Here is a 16,397-nt window from a genome sequence, read left to right on the forward strand (position 1 = left end):
GACGCCCGAATACTGGATGTATTCGGGCGTTCCGACAACGCGGCGAGGTGCCGTAGCTGTCGTCGCACGCCCGCCAGGGATTACGGGACAGCCCTAAGGCCCCGACCCTGCACCGCCGTGCCCGAAGGCCCGGCCCTGCATTGCCGCGCCCGACGGACCGGCCCCGTACCGGAAGGCCCGGCCCTGCACCACCCCGTACCGGAAGGCCTCGGCCCGTATCGGTGGGGCCTCAGTCCTCCGCCGGACCCGGGGCCACCCGCCCGGTGAGCGCCGCGAGCGAGTTCCGCACGTGCGCCATGTGCGCCTGCATCTCCTCGCGGCCCTCCTCGTGCTCCCGCAGGATCCGTTCCGTCTCCCGGACCACCCGCTCCTCGCGGACCCGGGCCGCAGCGAACAGCTCCTCGCCGCGCGCCTCGGCGTCCTCCTGGCCGTGCCGTGCGGCCTCCTCGGTCTCCGCCAGCGCCCGCCGAACCTCGGCCAGGCGGGCCTCCGCCCGCTCGATCTGGTCATCGTGGCGCGCCGCCTGCGCGGCCTCGGCCTCGGCCAGCTCGCGTTCGGCCGTCTTCCACCGCTCGGTGTGCTCCTGCTCCTGGTGCGCGAGAACGCTCGCGGTACGACGACGCGTCTCGGTCATCGCCGACTCCGCCTGCTCCCGGACCTCCGCGACCTCCCGGCGGGCCTCGGCGACGGTCTCCTCGGCGGTGCCCCGGGCCGCGGCCAGCGTCTCGTCGGCGTACTTCCCGGCCGCCGTCCGCATCGCCTCGGAGTCCGCGCCCGCCGACGCGCGGAGCCCGCGGCCCACCTCGTCCGCCGCGTCCCGCAGCGCCTGCGCCTCCTCCTGGGCGGCGCCCCGGACGTCCCGGGCCTCGCTCTCGGCGAGCCCCAGGATCCGCTGGGCACGCTCACCGAGCGACGCGTAGTCCTGCGGAGCGAGCGCGGCGACGACGACGCCCAGCCGCGCCGACTCGGCCGACAGCTCCTCGACCAGCGCGGTCAGCCGGGACACCTGCCCCCGCGCCTTGTCCCGTTCCGCCGACAGATCGGCCGCTTTGTTGTCCACCTGCTCCGGGCGGTAGCCGCGCCCTCGCACCACGACGAAGCCGTGCGGGGACACCGGTGCAGAACTCATCCTTGAAGCCTCTTTCCGACTCTCCGATCACCAGCAATACGTCAAGGATGCGGTAATTGGCACAGAAGTCGGAATCGATCGGCCGCGTTCCGGACGGAAGCGACGGGCATCACAGACCGTGCGAGGGCGCCCGGCCCCTGATCGGGGTCCGGGCGCCCTCGCACGGCTGCCGGGTCAGATCAGCCCGTCCCACATCTGCTCAAGGAGTACGGACCACCAGCTCTCCGGCGACGCCAGCGCCGCCGCGTCCAGCGCCACCAACTGGGCCTGGAAGTCGACCGTCCAGCGGCCCGCCTGCTCCGGGTTGAGCCCGAAGCGCAGCCGCCACATCCGGCCGAGCAGCGCCATCGAGCGCTGGAACTCCGGCAGCCCGGTGTTCACGAACTGCGGCGCCACCGGCTGACCGTGCCCGCCCGCGGGGGAACCCGCCTCGACCGGCACGGCCACGATGTTCGCCGTGCCGTACTGGACGCAGATCGCCCGACCGAAATCGGTCCCCATGACGAGGTACGACCCGGCGTCCGGGGCGGCCTGGACCTGCCGCTGCGCGGCGAGCTCGGCCAGCGTCGGCACCACCGGCTGGCCCGGCTGTGCCCAGAAGAACGGCCCGAAGTCGGCGGGCAGCCCCGCCCACACCAGGGTCTGTGCCACGGTCTCGGGCACCCCCTGACGGGACACCGCGCGCTGGTCGAAGCGGAGGATGCCCTGCGGGCCGAAGCTCTGCAGCAGTTCCTGCGCGACGACCTCCGGCGGCACCTGCGGCGCGGGCGGCATCTGCGGCAGCGGCGCACGCACCGGCGCCGGGCGCGCCGGCCCGTCCGCCACCTGGTGCAGCTCGCCCTGATGCGTGAGCAGATGCTGCATGCCCTGCTGGCGGCTGGCGTGATCGGTGCCGTACGGGGCGACGCTGGTGATCCGCACCTGCGGCCAGGTCTCACGGATCATCCGCGCGCAGTAACCACCGGGCAGCTCACACGACTCCAGCTCGGTGTGCAGCTCGATGACCTGCTGCGGCGGCACGTTCATGGCCCGCAGCTCGTGCAGCATCTGCCACTCGGGGTGCGGGGTGCCGGGCGCCGAGCGGCGGATCAGCTGCTGCTCGCTGCCGTCGGGGGCGCGGTAGCGCAGCACGGCCTGATAGCCGGGGCCGACGGTCGGCTGACCGCTCGGCGCCTGCGGATAGCCGTACGCCGGGGGCGGCGGGGTGTGCGGATTCGGCGGTACGGGGCCGGGGCCGCCGCCCTGCGGCACTCCGGGTGGACCGGGCGGGCCAGGAGGCTGCGGGGCGCCGCGACCACCCACGCTCGGATCGGCCAGCATCGTCGCCGCATGATGCACACCCCCACCCAACGGCGGAGGCGTCGAACCAGGAGGCACCGGCGCCCCCGGCGGACCAGGAGGCTGCGGCACACCAGGAACCCCGGGCGGACCTTGCTGGGAGGCGAACCCGCCCGGCAGATACCCGCCCGCCGGAGCGCCGGGCGCACCCGGCCCCGAGGGCGGCGGCACGGGAACGCCGGGCCGGGCGCCCGGCACACCGGGGGCACCGGGCGGCGGCGGGGTCGTCGAACCGCCCCCGCGCGGACCGCGCGGCGGCACGGCGGCCTTGCTGGTGGTCGCGTCCGCGATGTCACCGGCACCGGGAGCGCCCGGGGCACCCTGGGCAGGTGCTCCGGAAGCGGGGCCGGCGGCACCCTGCGGTTCCAGGCCGGGGACGATCGCCGTCCTGGGCAGCCGGCTGCCGCCGGACATCAGGGCGGTCGGCGCGTCGGCGGGCACGACCGGCGGCGGGGTGCCGTCGTCGTCGGAGCCCGAGAGCGGCGGCGCGAACACCGTGGCGGGCAGCGGCACCGCACCGTCGTCGGAGCCCCCGTTGGTATCGGTCCCGGCCCAGGGGGTGGCACCGGCGGGCACGTTCGGCGGGGATACCGGAACGCCGTCGTTGGCCGTGGGCTCGTATTCGGCCTGCCCGCCCCGCGCCACTGCGGGCACGGGGTCGGCAGGCGCGGCGGGGGGCTGCGCGCCCCCGTCCCGGTCCGCCCGGTGGTCCGGGATGCCCAGCTTGTCGGCCGCCTCCTGGAGCCACTCCGGAGGGCTCAACAGGAAGGACGTCTGATTCAGGTCGATGCGCTGCGGCGGCTCCGGAGCGACCGGCGCCGCGCCCTGCGCGCCGTACTCCTCCTCGTAGCGCCGGATCACCTCGCCCACCGGCAGCCCCGGCCACAGGGTGGCCTCACCACTGTCCCGGGCGATCACCAGCCGCTGCCGGCCGCCGTCCGAGACCGGGCCCTCGGCGCGGTCCTCGCCCCACACCACGAAGCCCAGCTCGAACTCCCGCACCCGCACCTCGCGGTGCTGGTACGCGGGCACGTCGCCGTTGATCCACTCGTCCGCGCGCTCCTGCGCCTGCGCAAAGGTCACCATCGCGCTCACCCCTCCACCGGGACGGCCCGCGCGAAGCCGCCGTCCACCATCAGGTTCGCCACGGTCTCCAGCTCCGGCGGATTGCCCGCCAGACGCTGCAGGAAGGCGTCGAAGTCACCGCCGCACGGCAGCAACAGCCGGTCCACCCGCTCCTGCACGTTCCAGCCGTCCTGGTCCCGGGCGTCGTCGTACGCGCAGAACCAGACCGAGCCGACACCGCTGCCCTTCACCTTCACCGCGAGGATGCCGCCCTGGACGAAGGCGACGCCCAGGTAGTCCTTGGTGAGGTGGTCCCGCAGGCACTTGTTGACGTACACCAGATCGTTCACGGCGGCCTCCTCGCGCACCGTGAAGAACGGCTGGTCGACCAGGAGACCGAGCTCCGCGTCGAGCGCCGCGCCGACCGGGGCCGAGCCGCCCGCCGCCTTGAGGAAGGAGCGGTAGGCGCCGGGCAGCCGGTACCCGAGGTCCTCCTCGACGCCCAGGATCTGCTGCTCGCTCACCGCGACCGCGCCCTTGGGCAGCCGGAAGTGCGCGGGCCGCGTCTCCTGCAGCGGGCGGGTGCCGCGCTTGTTCTGGTCGACCGCGGTGGCGGCCAGGCCGCCGTGGTGCCGGAGCAGCGCCTTGACCTCGACCGGGACCAGTTCCATACGACGGCCGCCGGGCGCGTGGTGCCAGGTCCAGCCGTGCGGGGTGGCGACCGCGGGGATCGTGTCCCACAGTTCGTGGCCGGACGCCGCCAGCGCCGCGTTGGCCGAGACGTAGTCGGTCAGCCGCAGTTCGTCCACACCGAAGCCCTGCGGGGGCTCGGCGATCTCGGCGGCGGCGCGCGCGTACGGCGCGAAGTCCGGGCTGCCGTTCCCGTCCATGCGCACACCTCTGGGGTGGCGGGACGCCCGGACCGGGTCCGGGAAATGCACGAGCTGCCCGGCGTAGGCCGCGTTCGGTGGCGCGGCTTGCTGACCGAGCCGACCTGTCGTCATGGCGGTTGCCCCCTGCTGCGTCTGACTGGTGAGGACCGACCTGCCCAAGGGGCGGTCCGGGCACAGCCTATGCGGTGCCGCAAGAGGGGGTCTCGCCCCCGGGCCCGCCGTCACGAACCGTCACAGCGGCGTGACGGACGAGCGACGCCACTGCCACCTCGGGGTGACACGGACGTGTGTATCGCCGCCCCAGCTTTCCGACCAGCCGGGACATTTGGCAGGCTGTCACCGCAACTCGGGGGGCGTGCACATCGCGCAGCTACCGCTGCGGGCACGGGAGGGAAACGCACCATGCACACTGCACGACCAGTCACATCCGGGGACCCGCGCCTCAGCTGGAGCAGCACCGAGGCCGGCCGCACGCCCCGTCTGCACCACCGCCGCGACGGCATCCTGCCCGCGGTGGCGGCGGCGCTGTCCGTACGCGGCGAGACGCTCACCTGCACCGCGGGCAAGGGCGACCAGCCGCCCGTACTGCACCCGCTGGTCCAGGACTTCCTCGACACCCTCACCAGCGGCCAGCGCGAACGCTTCACCGGCCGCTGCCCCGAGGCGATACTGCTCTCCCGGCAGCTCACCGCGGCGGAAGCCGGCCGTTCCAAGCGGGCCCAGCGCAAGCCGCTGACCAACGGCGAGGCCCGCCGCGCCCTGAAGCACTCGCGACTCACCGCACGGCGCATCCGTGAGGACGGCGACCCGATGCACGGCAGTTACGCGCCGCCGTGCCGCTCCTGCACGGCGATGCTCGCCCATTTCGGCGTCCGTCCCGTCGACCTCACGACCACCGGGGCGGCGACCACCGCCGAGAAGGGCTGATCGCGCGCCGATGCACGACCGAACCGACCTACCCGAACAGGCGGGCCCCACGGGCCGCGACCGCCATGCCTCGACCCGCTTCCCCGTCGCCGTCGACGCCGCCCTGCGTGCCGCGGGCTGGCAGCCCGGCCACTGGGACATCCGGCAGGCCGAGGAGTGGGCCGACGCGCTGCGCTCGCACGCGTCGCCCGCCGGCCATCAGCACGCGATCTTCCCCGCGGCCGTGGAGGCGTGGGCGGAGTTCGGCGGACTGCGCATCACGGCGTCCGCGCCGGGCCGGCAGATCGCACCGGCCCCGGTGCGCATCGACCCGATGTGCGGGCTGCATCTCGCCCGCACGCTCGGTGACCTCGGCCGGGCGCTGGAGACCGAGGTCAGCCCGCTGGGCGAGGAGGGGGACGGGCAGGCAGTCCTCGCGATCGACACCGAAGGACGCGTGTACAGCATCGACCACACCGGGGACTGGTACCTCGGCCCGGACATCGACCAGGCGCTGGCCACCCTGGTCAGCGGCGTCCAGCCGGAACGCCTGGTCTCGGGCTGACCGGCCCGATCCTCCGGCCCGCCGACACGTTCCGGCCCTCAGGCCGCCCCCGGGTCCGGCAGCACCGCCGACACCCGGAAGCCCCCCGCGTCCGTCGGGCCGGAGACGAAGACACCGCCGAGCCCCAGCACCCGCTCCCGCATGCCGACGAGCCCATTGCCCCCGCTCGGCAGCCCCGCGTCCGCCGTGGCCGCGTCCGACGGGCCGTTCTCCACCTGCATCGCGAACTCCGAACCGCGGTGCGCGAGCCGCACCCACGTCTTCGCGCCCGCCGCGTGCTTGTGCACGTTCGTCAGGGCCTCCTGCACCACCCGGTACGCGGTCTGCTCCACCTCGGGCGCGTACGGGCGGGCCTCCCCGTCCACCGAGAGCTCCACGGTCATGCCGGCCGCCCTGGACTCCCCGACCAAGGTCTCCACCTCGTGCAGCCGGGGCCCGTCCTCCGCCGCCGCGGCAGCCGCGGCTGCGGCCGCCTTCCCGACCGAGGCGAGCGGCACCTGGGCCGACCGGGACGTCACCGGATCCCCCGCCCGCAGCACCCCGAGCATCTCGCGCAGCTCGGTCAGCGCCTGCCGGCCCATGTCGCCGACCAGCGCGGCGTTCCGCACCGCCTTCGCCGGGTCCTTCGGCGCGACGGCCTGGAGCGCGGCGGCGTGCACGACCATCAGGCTGACCCGGTGGGCGACCACGTCGTGCATCTCGCGGGCGATCCTGGTGCGCTCCTCCGTACGCGCCCATTCGGCCCGCTCCTCGGCGCGGTCGGCGAGCAGCGACAGTTCCCGCTCCAGCGAGTCCGCCCGCTCCCGCAGGCTCTCCATCAGCCGGCGCCGCGCCCCTATGTAGAGGCCGAACAGCACGGGCGGCGCGGTGAGCCCGAGGGACATGAAGAGGGACATCAGCGGCACGTACCAGTCGCCGGGCCCGAAGTCGGCCTGCTCGGAGACGCTCTGCCGCAACCGTACGTACGTGACGATGAACGTCCCCGCGAAGGACATCCCCATCAGCACCGCGGTGATTCTCCGCGGCACCTCGGAGGCGGCCAGCGTGTAGAGGCCGACCAGGCCCATCAGGAAGCCCATGTCGGCGGGCGTGGTCGCGATCGACACCAGCACCACGGCGATCGGCCAGCGCCGCCGCACCACCAGTACGGACCCCGCGAGCAGCCCGAACACCACGCCGATCGGCACCGGCAGCCCGGTGTCCCGGGCGAACTTCACCCCTTCCAGCGCGCATTCCAGCGCCGACAGGAGCGCGAGCCCCACGTCCAGAGCGACGCCTCGCCGCCGATCCCACCACCAATAGCCGCGGGTGGTCGTACCCGCGGCTTCCCGGTATGCCCCCGTTGCGGTCATGGCGTCCAGCCTACGGGCGGGCGCACCTCGTTTTCGGGTGACCTGGGCAGCACGTACGTCTGTCGAACAGAGACGGAACCACCACTTATCGCTGGAAATAGTGAATCGATCAGGCTTTCGCACCGGACGTCCGCATTCCGGACGACGCTCGCCACATGACGGAAATCACGAGCAAGTACGCCGACTTCGAAGGGCTGCGCGAACAGGCGATCGCGCTGCGCCGGCAGGGTCACAGCCGCCGACAGATCCGCGACCGGCTCCACGTCCACAACAACGACATCCTCAACCGCCTCCTGGAGGGCGAGCCCGCCCCCGAGTGGACGAAGCGCCCGAACGCCAAGGACGACCTGCGGGAGAGGCGCGAGAGCTGAGGCAGCAGGGCATGACGTACGACCGGATCCAGGTGGAGCCGGGGTGCTCGAAGAGCTCGATCTCCCTATGGGTGCGGGATCTGCCGAAGCCTGTTCCCGATCACAGTGCTGTCGAGCAGGCCCGTCTTGCCGGGCGGATGCGCTGGGACCACGAGCTGGCGGTACGGGACGCCAAGCGGCAGCAGACGAAGGACGCTGCGGAGCGCGAGGTGGGAGCGATGAGTGACCGAGAACTCTTCTTCGCAGGTGCGGCCCTCTACTGGGCGGAGGGAAGCAAGGACAAGCCGTACAGCCGACGGGAGACAGTCACCTTCATCAACAGCGACCCGGACGTCGTGAAGGTCTTTCTCGCATGGCTCGACCTGCTCGGCATCGCGCGGGAACGCCTGCGGTACCGAGTGATGATCCATGAGTCCGCCGACGTGACGGCCGCCGAGCTCTACTGGGCCGACCTGGTTCATGCAGACGTCTCAATCTTCCAGAAGACGACGCTGAAGAAGCACAACCCCAAGACGGTACGGAAGAACGTGGGCGCCGGGTACAGGGGATGTCTTGTCGTCCGGGTGTCCAAAGGCGCCGACTTGTATCGTCGCATTGAGGGATGGTGGCGCGGAATCACTAGCCAAGCTCAACTCCGGCTCGGGTAAGGTCTGACGCAGTGATCCGCCGTAGTGTAATCGGCAGCACGGCATCCTTTGGAGATGTTCGGTCTAGGTTCGAGTCCTAGCGGCGGAGCCCACGCGTACGGGCCCCGACCACCACGGTCGGGGCCCGCACTCATGCCCGCCCATCGGCCCCCCGGTATCCTGCGGATGTCCACCACCCGAAGCCGAAGGGCATTTCCGTGAGCTCCGAACGCCCGGCAGCCGTCGTCGTCCTCGCAGCGGGTGAGGGCACCCGCATGAAGTCGAAGACCCCCAAGGTCCTGCACGAGATCTCCGGGCGCTCGCTCGTCGGACATGTCGTCGCCGCCTCCCGAGAACTGGACCCCGAGCACCTCGTCGTGGTCGTCGGCCACGAGAGCGAGCGGGTCAGCGCGCATCTCACCGCGGTCGACGACCGGCTGCGGACCGCCCACCAGGCCGAGCAGCGGGGCACCGGCAACGCCGTGCGCGTCGGTCTCGACGAGCTCGGCGGGGCCGTCGAGGGCACCGTGATCGTCGTCTGCGGCGACACCCCGCTGCTCTCCGGCGAGACCCTCACCGCGCTCGCCGCCACCCACGCGGCCGACTCCAACGCCGTCACCGTGCTGACCGCCGAGGTCCCGGACTCCACCGGTTACGGCCGGATCGTCCGCGACCCGGCCACCGGCGCGGTCACCGAGATCGTCGAGCACAAGGACGCCACCGAGGCCCAGCGCGCGATCCGGGAGATCAACTCCGGAGTCTTCGCCTTCGACGGCCGACTGCTCGCGGACGCCCTCGGTAAGGTCCGCACCGACAACAGCCAGGGCGAGGAGTACCTCACCGATGTGCTGTCGATCCTGCGCGAGGCCGGACACCGGGTCGGTGCCTCGGTCGCCGGCGACCACCGCGAGATCCTCGGCATCAACAACCGGGTCCAGCTGGCCGAGGCCCGGCGGCTGCTGAACCAGCGGCTGCTGGAGCGCGCCATGCTGGCCGGTGTCACCGTCGTGGACCCCGCGTCCACGCTGATCGACGCCACCGTCACCTACGAGCGGGACGCGATCGTGCACCCGGGCACCCAGTTGCTCGGCGCCACGCACCTGGGCGAGGACGCCGAGGTCGGCCCCAATACCCGGCTCACGGACACCACCGTGGGCGCGGGCGCGCGGGTGGACAACACGGTCGCGGACCGGGCGGAGATCGGCGAGAGCGCCTCGGTGGGCCCGTACGCCTATCTGCGTCCCGGCACGAAGCTCGGGCCGAAGGCCAAGGCCGGTACGTACGTGGAGATGAAGAACGCCACCGTCGGCGAAGGCACCAAGGTTCCGCACCTGAGCTACGTGGGTGACGCGACGATCGGCGATCACACCAACATCGGTGCCGCCAGCGTCTTCGTGAACTACGACGGCGAGGCCAAGCACCACGCCACGATCGGCTCCCACTGCCGTACGGGAGCGGACAATATGTTTGTGGCGCCCGTCACGGTCGGGGACGGCGTGTACACCGCGGCCGGCTCGGTCATCACCAAGGACGTGCCGTCCGGTTCGCTGGCCGTCGCCCGCGGCCAGCAAAGGAATATCGAGGGTTGGGTGGCCCGCAAGCGTCCGGGGAGTGCCGCCGCACAGGCGGCTCAGGCCGCCGCTTCGGAGCGCGACAGCGAAAGCTGACCGGAAACAGGTGCGCCGAGCACGGCGTACCGTGATAGATGCTCACCCCATTTCGGCTGGCTCGTCGCACATCGGGACACATGCGCGCGGCGCCAGGAACACGTCTGAGGAGACTGTGCTGTGACCGGGATCAAGACGACCGGCGAGAAGAAACTGATGTTCTTCTCCGGCCGCGCCCACCCCGAGCTGGCCGAGGAGGTTGCGCACCAGCTGGGTGTCGGCCTCGTGCCGACGAAGGCCTTCGATTTCGCCAACGGTGAGATCTACGTCCGCTTCCAGGAGTCCGCCCGCGGCGCCGACTGCTTCCTGATCCAGAGCCACACCGCTCCGATCAACAAGTGGATCATGGAGCAGCTCATCATGCTGGACGCGCTGAAGCGCGCTTCGGCCCGTTCCATCACGGTGATCGTGCCGTTCTACGGCTATGCCCGCCAGGACAAGAAGCACCGTGGCCGCGAGCCGATCTCGGCCCGTCTGATCGCCGACCTGATGAAGACGGCGGGTGCCGACCGCATCCTCACCGTCGACCTGCACACCGACCAGATCCAGGGCTTCTTCGACGGCCCGGTCGACCACCTCTTCGCGCTGCCGATCCTCGCCGACTACGTCGGTGCCAAGGTCGACCGCTCGAAGCTGACGATCGTCTCCCCGGACGCCGGTCGGGTGCGCGTCGCCGACCGCTGGTGCGACCGCCTGGACGCCCCGCTGGCGATCGTCCACAAGCGCCGTGACAAGGACGTCGCCAACCAGGTGACCGTCCACGAGGTCGTCGGCAACGTCAAGGGCCGGGTCTGTGTCCTGGTCGACGACATGATCGACACCGGTGGCACGATCTGCGCCGCCGCCGACGCCCTGTTCGCGCACGGCGCCGAGGACGTCATAGTGACGGCCACCCACGGTGTGCTCTCCGGTCCGGCCGCGGACCGTCTGAAGAACTCCAAGGTCAGCGAGTTCGTCTTCACGGACACCCTGCCGACCCCGGGCGAGCTGGAGCTCGACAAGATCACGGTGCTCTCGATCGCCCCGACGATCGCCCGCGCGGTGCGCGAGGTGTTCGAGGACGGCTCGGTCACCAGCCTCTTCGAGGAGCAGTAGGAACAGCGCTGCCGTAGATCCACTTTGGGTGCGGCCTCCCCGCCGGGTAGACTCAGCGAGTTGCTCGGCGAGGGAGGCCGTACTCATGTGTACGGCGGTCCGTTATCGACGCGCTCTTCGTAGCAGGCCTGTCGTGGGCCGGGTGACTGTCCAGTTTTCGTCACCATACGAGGAGTGCAGTCATGGCTGAGGTCAAGCTCGCCGCCCAGGTCCGTACCGAGTTCGGCAAGGGCGCCGCCCGTCGTACCCGCCGCGCGAACCTGGTTCCCGCGGTCATCTACGGTCACGGTGCCGAGCCGGTTCACATCACGCTGCCGGGCCACGACCTGATGATGGCGCTCAAGACGGCCAACGTCCTGATCGGTCTGGAGATCGACGGCAAGGACGCCCTGGTCATCCCGAAGGCCGTGCAGCGCAACGCACTCAAGGGCGACATCGAGCACGTCGACCTGCTGACCGTGAAGCGCGGCGAGAAGGTCAACGTCGAGATCGCCGTGCACGTCGAGGGCGACCTGGCCCCGGGCGGCAACCTCCTGGAGTACGTGCAGAACACCCTGCTCGTCGAGGCCGAGGCCACCCACATCCCCGAGTCCGTCACGGTCTCCATCGCGGGCCTGGACGCCGGTGACTCGATCCTCGCCAAGGACGTCCCGCTGCCCAAGGGCTCCGTGCTGGCCGGTGACGAGGACGCCGTCGTGCTCCAGGTCGTCTCCGCGCAGGCCGAGGAGCCGTCCGCCGAGGCCGCCGAAGAGGGCGCCGAGGCCTGAGCCTCGCCCGCACTGCTTCACTGACGGGGCGGCGGTTCCCCCTCCCGGGGCCCGCCGCCCCGTTTCCCTGTACCCCGGCCATCCGAAAACCCGTACGCGAAGGAGACCGAGCGCAGATGTCCGACGTCACCGAACCCTGGCTCATCGTGGGCCTCGGCAACCCCGGTCCCGATTACGCGGCGAACCGGCACAACGTCGGTTTCATGGTCGCCGATCTCCTCGCCGAACGGATCGGCGGGAAGTTCAAGCGGGCCCAGAAGGCCCAGGCGCAGGTCGTCGAGGGCCGCATGGGCCCGCCGGGACCGGAGAACCGCCGGGTGATCCTGGCCAAGCCGATGTCGTACATGAACCTCTCCGGCGGCCCCGTCACCGCGCTGCGCGACTTCTACAAGGTGCCGACCGACCACGTCGTGGCGATCCACGACGAGCTGGACATCGACTACGGGACGCTCCGGCTGAAGCTGGGCGGCGGCGACAACGGGCACAACGGGCTCAAGTCGATGACCAAGGCCATGGGTGCCGACTACCACCGGATCCGGTTCGGGATCGGCCGGCCGCCGGGCCGGATGCAGGTCGCGGACTTCGTGCTGAGGGACTTCTCGTCCACCGAGCGCAAGGAGCTCGGCTACTTCGTGGACCGGGCCGCCGACTCGGTGGAGTGCCTGCTGGCGGAGGGGCTGGAGCGCGCACAGAGCGCGTACAACTCCTGATGCCCGCAGCGCCCGACGCCGACGGGGCGCGGCGCGCGCAACTGCTGACAGTCCCGCCGGTACCCCGGCGATTTTCGGCCATAAGTTGACCGAGCACGCTGCTCTGCCCAAGGATCGCTCCCCATGAAGCGGAGCTCTTCCCACCGCGCCCTGGCCCACGCCCGCAGCGCCGCCATGGGCTGTGTCGTCCTGCTGCTGCTCGCCGCGGGCGTGTACGCCTCGTGGGGTTCGGCGCACCACATCGTTCTGGCCAAGGGCCGTGAGCACGGCACGATGACCGTCACGGGCTGCGGCGCCGATGTCTGCACCGGGCCGTTCGCGCCGTCCGGACAGGCCGCCGCGCGTTCCCGGGTGACGATCGACAAGTCCGTCGCGGTACGCAGGGGCGAGCGTTTCCCGGTCGTCGTGAAGCCCGGCACGGACGATGTCGTACGCACCGGCACCGCCGGCTTCCTGCACGCCTGGGTGCCGCTGGGCGGTGCGCTGGTGCTGGCCGCCCTGATCATCGGCGGCGGTCTGCGGATGCCCCGCACGGCCTGGGGCACGGGGATCGCGGGCGCGGTCCTGCTGGTGGCGACGTTCTTCGCCCTGTGAGCCGGACCGCACCCGCGCCCCGGCGCTCAGAGCCTGTCGGGCGGCCTCTGATCGGGCGGCCACGCCCTGGCACGCACTCCCCCAAGGCCTCAAGGGCCAGGGGGGACCCCCTCCCGCGTTGCCGAAATGCCCTAGTAGCTCCATCCCCGAGCTCTCAGCTTCGTTCGAGCAGGGGAGACCCCACCCGAGGACATCCCGGCGCCTTGGAATCGCACGCACCAGACCGCGTCCGCGTCCGCTGTCCGATCGAAGGCCGCCCGACAGGCTCTCAGCCGGTGTTGCGCAGACCCGCGGCGACACCGTTCACGGTGAGCAGCAGGGCCCTGGCGAGCAGCGGGTCCGCTTCCTCGCCGCGTGCCGCCGCCTCGCGCTGACGGGCCAGCAGCGAGACCTGGAGGTAGGAGATCGGGTCCAGGTAGGCGTCCCGGATGGCGAAGGTCTGCTGGAGCACCGGGCTGGTGCTGAGCAGTTCGGAGCCACCGGTGACCCTCAGTACTTCCTGGACCGTGAGCGCGTGCTCGGCCTCGATGTCGGCGAAGACGTGCTTCAGTTCGTCCGGGACGAGCGTGTCGACATAGTGGCGGGCGATCCGCAGGTCGGTCTTGGCGAGCGTCATCTCGACGTTGGAGATGAAGTTCCGGAAGAAGTGCCAGTGCTCGTGCATCTCGTCCAGCACGGTGTCCGGACCGGCCTCGCGCAGCGCCTTGAGCCCGGAGCCGACGCCGTACCAGCCGGGCACGATCTGCCGTGACTGGGTCCAGCCGAAGACCCACGGGATGGCCCGCAGCCCGTCCAGACCGGCGCCGGAGTCCGGGCGCCGCGACGGGCGGGACCCGAGGTGCAGCTCGGCGAGCTGGTCGACCGGGGTGGAGGCGAAGAAGTACGCGGGCAGGTCCGGGTCCTCGACCAGCTTGCGGTAGGCGTCGTGCGCGGCGTCGGAGACGGTGTCCATCGCCGCGTCCCAGCGGGCGAGGGCCTCGTCGGACTGGCGGGGCGCGGTATGCAGCGCGGAGGCCTGGAGGGTGGCCGCGACGGTCAGCTCCAGGTTCTCCCGGGCGAGCGCCGGGATGAGGTACTTGTCGGAGATGACCTCCCCCTGCTCGGTCACCTTGATCTCGCCTTCGAGGGTGCCCCAGGGCTGCGCGAGGATCGCGTCGTGCGAGGGGCCGCCGCCACGGCCTACGGTGCCGCCGCGGCCGTGGAAGAGCCGCAGCCGTACGCCGTAGCGGTGCGCGACGTCGCGCAGCCGGCGCTGGGCGCGGTGGATCTCCCACTGCGAGGTGGTGATGCCGCCGAACTTGGAGGAGTCGGAGTACCCGAGCATGACCTCCTGCACATCGCCGCGCAGGGAGACGAGCCGGCGGTACGACGGGTCGGCGAGCATCTCGTCGAGGATGACGTCGGCGGCGCGCAGTTCGTCGGTGGTCTCCAGCAGCGGCACGATGCCGATCTTGGCCCAGCCGCCGTGCAGATCGATCAGTCCGGCCTCACGGGCCAGGACGGCGGCTGCGAAGACGTCGTCGGCGCCCTGGCACATCGAGATGATGTACGACTCGATGACCTCGGGGCCGAACCGCTCGAAGGCTTCCTTGACGGTGTGGAAGACGCCGAGGGTCTTCTCGCCCGCGGCGTCCAGCGGGGCCGGGGTCGGGGCGAGGGGGCGGCGCGAGCGGAGCTCCTTGGCGAGCAGCTTCTGCCGGTAGTCGCGCGGCATGTCGGCGTAGCGCCAGGACTCCTCGCCGAGCCGGTCGAAGAGCTGGCCGAGGGCGTGGTGGTGGGCGTCCGCGTGCTCGCGCACGTCCATGGTAGCGAGCTGCAGGCCGAACGCGGCGAGCGTGCGGATCGTGCGGTCCATCCGCCCGTCGGCGAACAGCCCGCCGCGGTGCTCGCGCAGCGAGGTCTGGATGAGCCCCAGGTCGGTGATGAGCTCGGCGGTGCCGAGGTAGTCGCAGCCGGGGCGGTGCGGGGTGCCGCCGGCCAGGCGCTCGCGGGTGTTGACGAGCTTCTGCCGGATGCAGGTGGCCTTGAGGCGGTACGGCTCCTCGGCGTTCAGCCGCTTGTAGCGCGGGCTGATCTCGGGGAGGCGCTCCAGGTCGGCCTGGAGCGAGGTCAGCAGTTCGTCGGTGGCGCCGGTGTAGCGGATGGAGTTGGAGAGCTGGCCGCGCAGGTGGTCGACGAGCTCCAACGCGTCGGTGATGCCGTGCTCGTGCTGGAGGATCAGCACTTCCCGGGTGACGGCGGGCGTCACATTGGGGTTGCCGTCGCGGTCGCCGCCGATCCACGTGCCGAAGGTGAGGGGGCGGGTGCCCGCGGGCAGCTCGACGCCGACCCGCTCCAGCTCGGCCGCCAGGTCCTCCAGGACGTCCCCGACGGCGTTGGCGTGCAGTTCGTCGAGGTAGTAGATGGCGTTGCGGGCCTCGTCGGCGGGTTCGGGCCGGACCACGCGCAGCTCGTCGGTCTGCCAGATGAGGTCGATGTTCTCGGCGAGCCGCAGATCCTGGCGGCGCCGGTCGGCGTCGATGACGGGCGTCTCCAGCAGCTCGGCGATGCGGCGGAGCTTGTTCAGCACGGAGCGGCGCGCGGCCTCGGTCGGGTGCGCGGTGAAGACGGGCCGTACGTTGAGGTTCTTGACGGTCTCGCGCAGGTGCTCCGGGTCCGCGTCCTTCAGCCGGTCGGCGGTACGCGCGAGGAGACCGCCCTCGGCGGCGCGCCGGTCACGCATCTCGTGGGCGCGGTGGACCTGCTCGGTGACGTTGGCGAGATGGAAGTAGGTGGAGAAGGCGCGCACGAGCCGCGCGGCGGTCTCCAGGTCGGTGTCGCCGAGGAGTTCGGCCGCGGCCTCGCCGTCGGTGCGGGTCAGGGCGCGGACCCGCTCGACGAGGTCGAGGAGTTCCTGTCCCTCCTGGCGTACGAGGGTCTCGCCCAGCAGGTCGCCGAGGCGGCGGATGTCGGCGCGCAGCTCGGGGCTGGCGGCAGGGGTCTGGTCGGCGCTGCTCACAGTGTGCGGCTCCTTGCAGTGAATGAGGAGGTGTGTCGCGAAGCGACTCCCAACAAGGGTGGCGGTGGGAGACGGGCGGGCACGGGGTCTCCGGGGCCGCGGTCGGCAGCGGTGCTGACGCCACCCCGGGAAAGCAGAGTGCGGACCGCGCTGTCCGACCCCACCAGGATAGGTGTCCACGCCATCGGCGACGCTCGCGCCCCGTTCGGGTTTCCCTTCGGCGGGAGGTCCGTCGCGCTCTCGTGCCACGGGCCCCCGCGCTGCCATACTTACGTAGCCGTAGGTTACGGATGCGTAGCCAGAGCCATCCGTCGTACTCCT

12 protein-coding genes, 1 tRNA gene and 1 pseudogene are annotated in these 16,397 nt (G+C 71.7%); 9 read left to right on the forward strand and 5 right to left on the reverse strand.

The window, feature by feature from the left end:
* Window positions 1-229 precede the first annotated feature (229 nt).
* The 3 genes from ABZ826_RS06550 to ABZ826_RS06560 all read right to left on the reverse strand — a co-directional run bounded on the left by ABZ826_RS06550 (window position 230) and on the right by ABZ826_RS06560 (window position 4,536).
* Window positions 230-1,129, reverse strand: a complete 900-nt coding sequence (locus ABZ826_RS06550; protein WP_361443178.1) for a cellulose-binding protein — start codon at window positions 1,127-1,129, stop codon at window positions 230-232.
* A gap of 174 nt (window positions 1,130-1,303) precedes the next feature.
* Window positions 1,304-3,553, reverse strand: coding sequence for an SUKH-4 family immunity protein (locus ABZ826_RS06555; protein ID WP_361443181.1), 2,250 nt, complete (start codon window positions 3,551-3,553; stop codon window positions 1,304-1,306).
* A gap of 5 nt (window positions 3,554-3,558) precedes the next feature.
* A complete protein-coding gene (locus ABZ826_RS06560) occupies window positions 3,559-4,536 on the reverse strand; it encodes an SMI1/KNR4 family protein (protein ID WP_361443184.1) in 978 nt (325 codons plus the stop codon).
* Window positions 4,537-4,827: 291 nt separating this feature from the next.
* Here ABZ826_RS06560 and ABZ826_RS06565 point away from each other — a divergent pair, with 291 nt between their 5' ends.
* Window positions 4,828-5,352, forward strand: a complete 525-nt coding sequence (locus ABZ826_RS06565) for a YwqJ-related putative deaminase (RefSeq protein WP_361443187.1) — start codon at window positions 4,828-4,830, stop codon at window positions 5,350-5,352.
* Window positions 5,353-5,362: 10 nt separating this feature from the next.
* Window positions 5,363-5,896 (forward strand): SUKH-3 domain-containing protein, encoded by a 534-nt coding sequence (locus ABZ826_RS06570; RefSeq protein ID WP_361443190.1) that lies wholly within the window; start codon window positions 5,363-5,365, stop codon window positions 5,894-5,896.
* 38 nt (window positions 5,897-5,934) lie between these two features.
* Here the strand turns inward: ABZ826_RS06570 and ABZ826_RS06575 are convergent, their stop codons facing one another.
* A complete protein-coding gene (locus ABZ826_RS06575) occupies window positions 5,935-7,248 on the reverse strand; it encodes a histidine kinase (RefSeq protein ID WP_361443193.1) in 1,314 nt (437 codons plus the stop codon).
* A 155-nt stretch (window positions 7,249-7,403) separates the two neighbouring features.
* Here ABZ826_RS06575 and ABZ826_RS06580 point away from each other — a divergent pair.
* From ABZ826_RS06580 to ABZ826_RS06610, 7 genes and pseudogenes are all read left to right on the forward strand, one after another.
* Window positions 7,404-8,266 (forward strand): annotated as a pseudogene (locus ABZ826_RS06580) (hypothetical protein).
* Between the two features lie 15 nt (window positions 8,267-8,281).
* Window positions 8,282-8,354 (forward strand) — tRNA-Gln (locus ABZ826_RS06585).
* Between the two features lie 109 nt (window positions 8,355-8,463).
* Complete coding sequence (gene glmU / locus ABZ826_RS06590) at window positions 8,464-9,912, forward strand: bifunctional UDP-N-acetylglucosamine diphosphorylase/glucosamine-1-phosphate N-acetyltransferase GlmU (RefSeq protein WP_361443196.1); 1,449 nt, start codon at window positions 8,464-8,466, stop codon at window positions 9,910-9,912.
* Window positions 9,913-10,032: 120 nt separating this feature from the next.
* Window positions 10,033-11,007: a ribose-phosphate diphosphokinase gene (locus ABZ826_RS06595; protein ID WP_361443199.1), complete on the forward strand. Its 975-nt coding sequence runs from the start codon at window positions 10,033-10,035 to the stop codon at window positions 11,005-11,007.
* A 182-nt stretch (window positions 11,008-11,189) separates the two neighbouring features.
* Entirely contained in the window at window positions 11,190-11,774 is a 585-nt protein-coding gene (locus ABZ826_RS06600) for a 50S ribosomal protein L25/general stress protein Ctc (RefSeq protein ID WP_361443202.1), read from the forward strand.
* A 116-nt stretch (window positions 11,775-11,890) separates the two neighbouring features.
* On the forward strand, window positions 11,891-12,484 hold the full coding sequence (pth, locus tag ABZ826_RS06605; RefSeq protein ID WP_361443205.1) for an aminoacyl-tRNA hydrolase: 594 nt from the start codon (window positions 11,891-11,893) through the stop codon (window positions 12,482-12,484).
* A 123-nt stretch (window positions 12,485-12,607) separates the two neighbouring features.
* The gene (locus ABZ826_RS06610; RefSeq protein ID WP_361443208.1) at window positions 12,608-13,078 is read left to right on the forward strand and encodes a hypothetical protein; all 471 of its coding nucleotides are present in this window, start codon (window positions 12,608-12,610) and stop codon (window positions 13,076-13,078) included.
* A gap of 268 nt (window positions 13,079-13,346) precedes the next feature.
* Here ABZ826_RS06610 and ppc read toward each other — a convergent pair whose 3' ends face one another.
* Window positions 13,347-16,076 (reverse strand): phosphoenolpyruvate carboxylase, encoded by a 2,730-nt coding sequence (gene ppc, locus ABZ826_RS06615; RefSeq protein WP_361443211.1) that lies wholly within the window; start codon window positions 16,074-16,076, stop codon window positions 13,347-13,349.
* Window positions 16,077-16,397: the final 321 nt, after the last annotated feature.

It is taken from the genome of Streptomyces sp. NPDC047515, from assembly GCF_040643055.1.
Taxonomy (GTDB): Bacteria; Actinomycetota; Actinomycetes; order Streptomycetales; family Streptomycetaceae; genus Streptomyces.

Excerpts from the sequence above, each read along its gene's own strand:
- ABZ826_RS06610 (WP_361443208.1), top strand. The coding sequence starts at position 12,608 with ATGAAGCGGAGCTCTTCCCACCGCGCCCTGGCCCACGCCCGCAGCGCC.
- ABZ826_RS06555 (WP_361443181.1), bottom strand. The coding sequence starts at position 3,553 with ATGGTGACCTTTGCGCAGGCGCAGGAGCGCGCGGACGAGTGGATCAAC.
- ABZ826_RS06575 (WP_361443193.1), bottom strand. The coding sequence starts at position 7,248 with ATGACCGCAACGGGGGCATACCGGGAAGCCGCGGGTACGACCACCCGC.
- ABZ826_RS06565 (WP_361443187.1), top strand. The coding sequence starts at position 4,828 with ATGCACACTGCACGACCAGTCACATCCGGGGACCCGCGCCTCAGCTGG.
- ABZ826_RS06570 (WP_361443190.1), top strand. The coding sequence starts at position 5,363 with ATGCACGACCGAACCGACCTACCCGAACAGGCGGGCCCCACGGGCCGC.
- ABZ826_RS06600 (WP_361443202.1), top strand. The coding sequence starts at position 11,190 with ATGGCTGAGGTCAAGCTCGCCGCCCAGGTCCGTACCGAGTTCGGCAAG.
- pth (WP_361443205.1), top strand. The coding sequence starts at position 11,891 with ATGTCCGACGTCACCGAACCCTGGCTCATCGTGGGCCTCGGCAACCCC.
- ABZ826_RS06560 (WP_361443184.1), bottom strand. The coding sequence starts at position 4,536 with ATGACGACAGGTCGGCTCGGTCAGCAAGCCGCGCCACCGAACGCGGCC.
- ABZ826_RS06550 (WP_361443178.1), bottom strand. The coding sequence starts at position 1,129 with ATGAGTTCTGCACCGGTGTCCCCGCACGGCTTCGTCGTGGTGCGAGGG.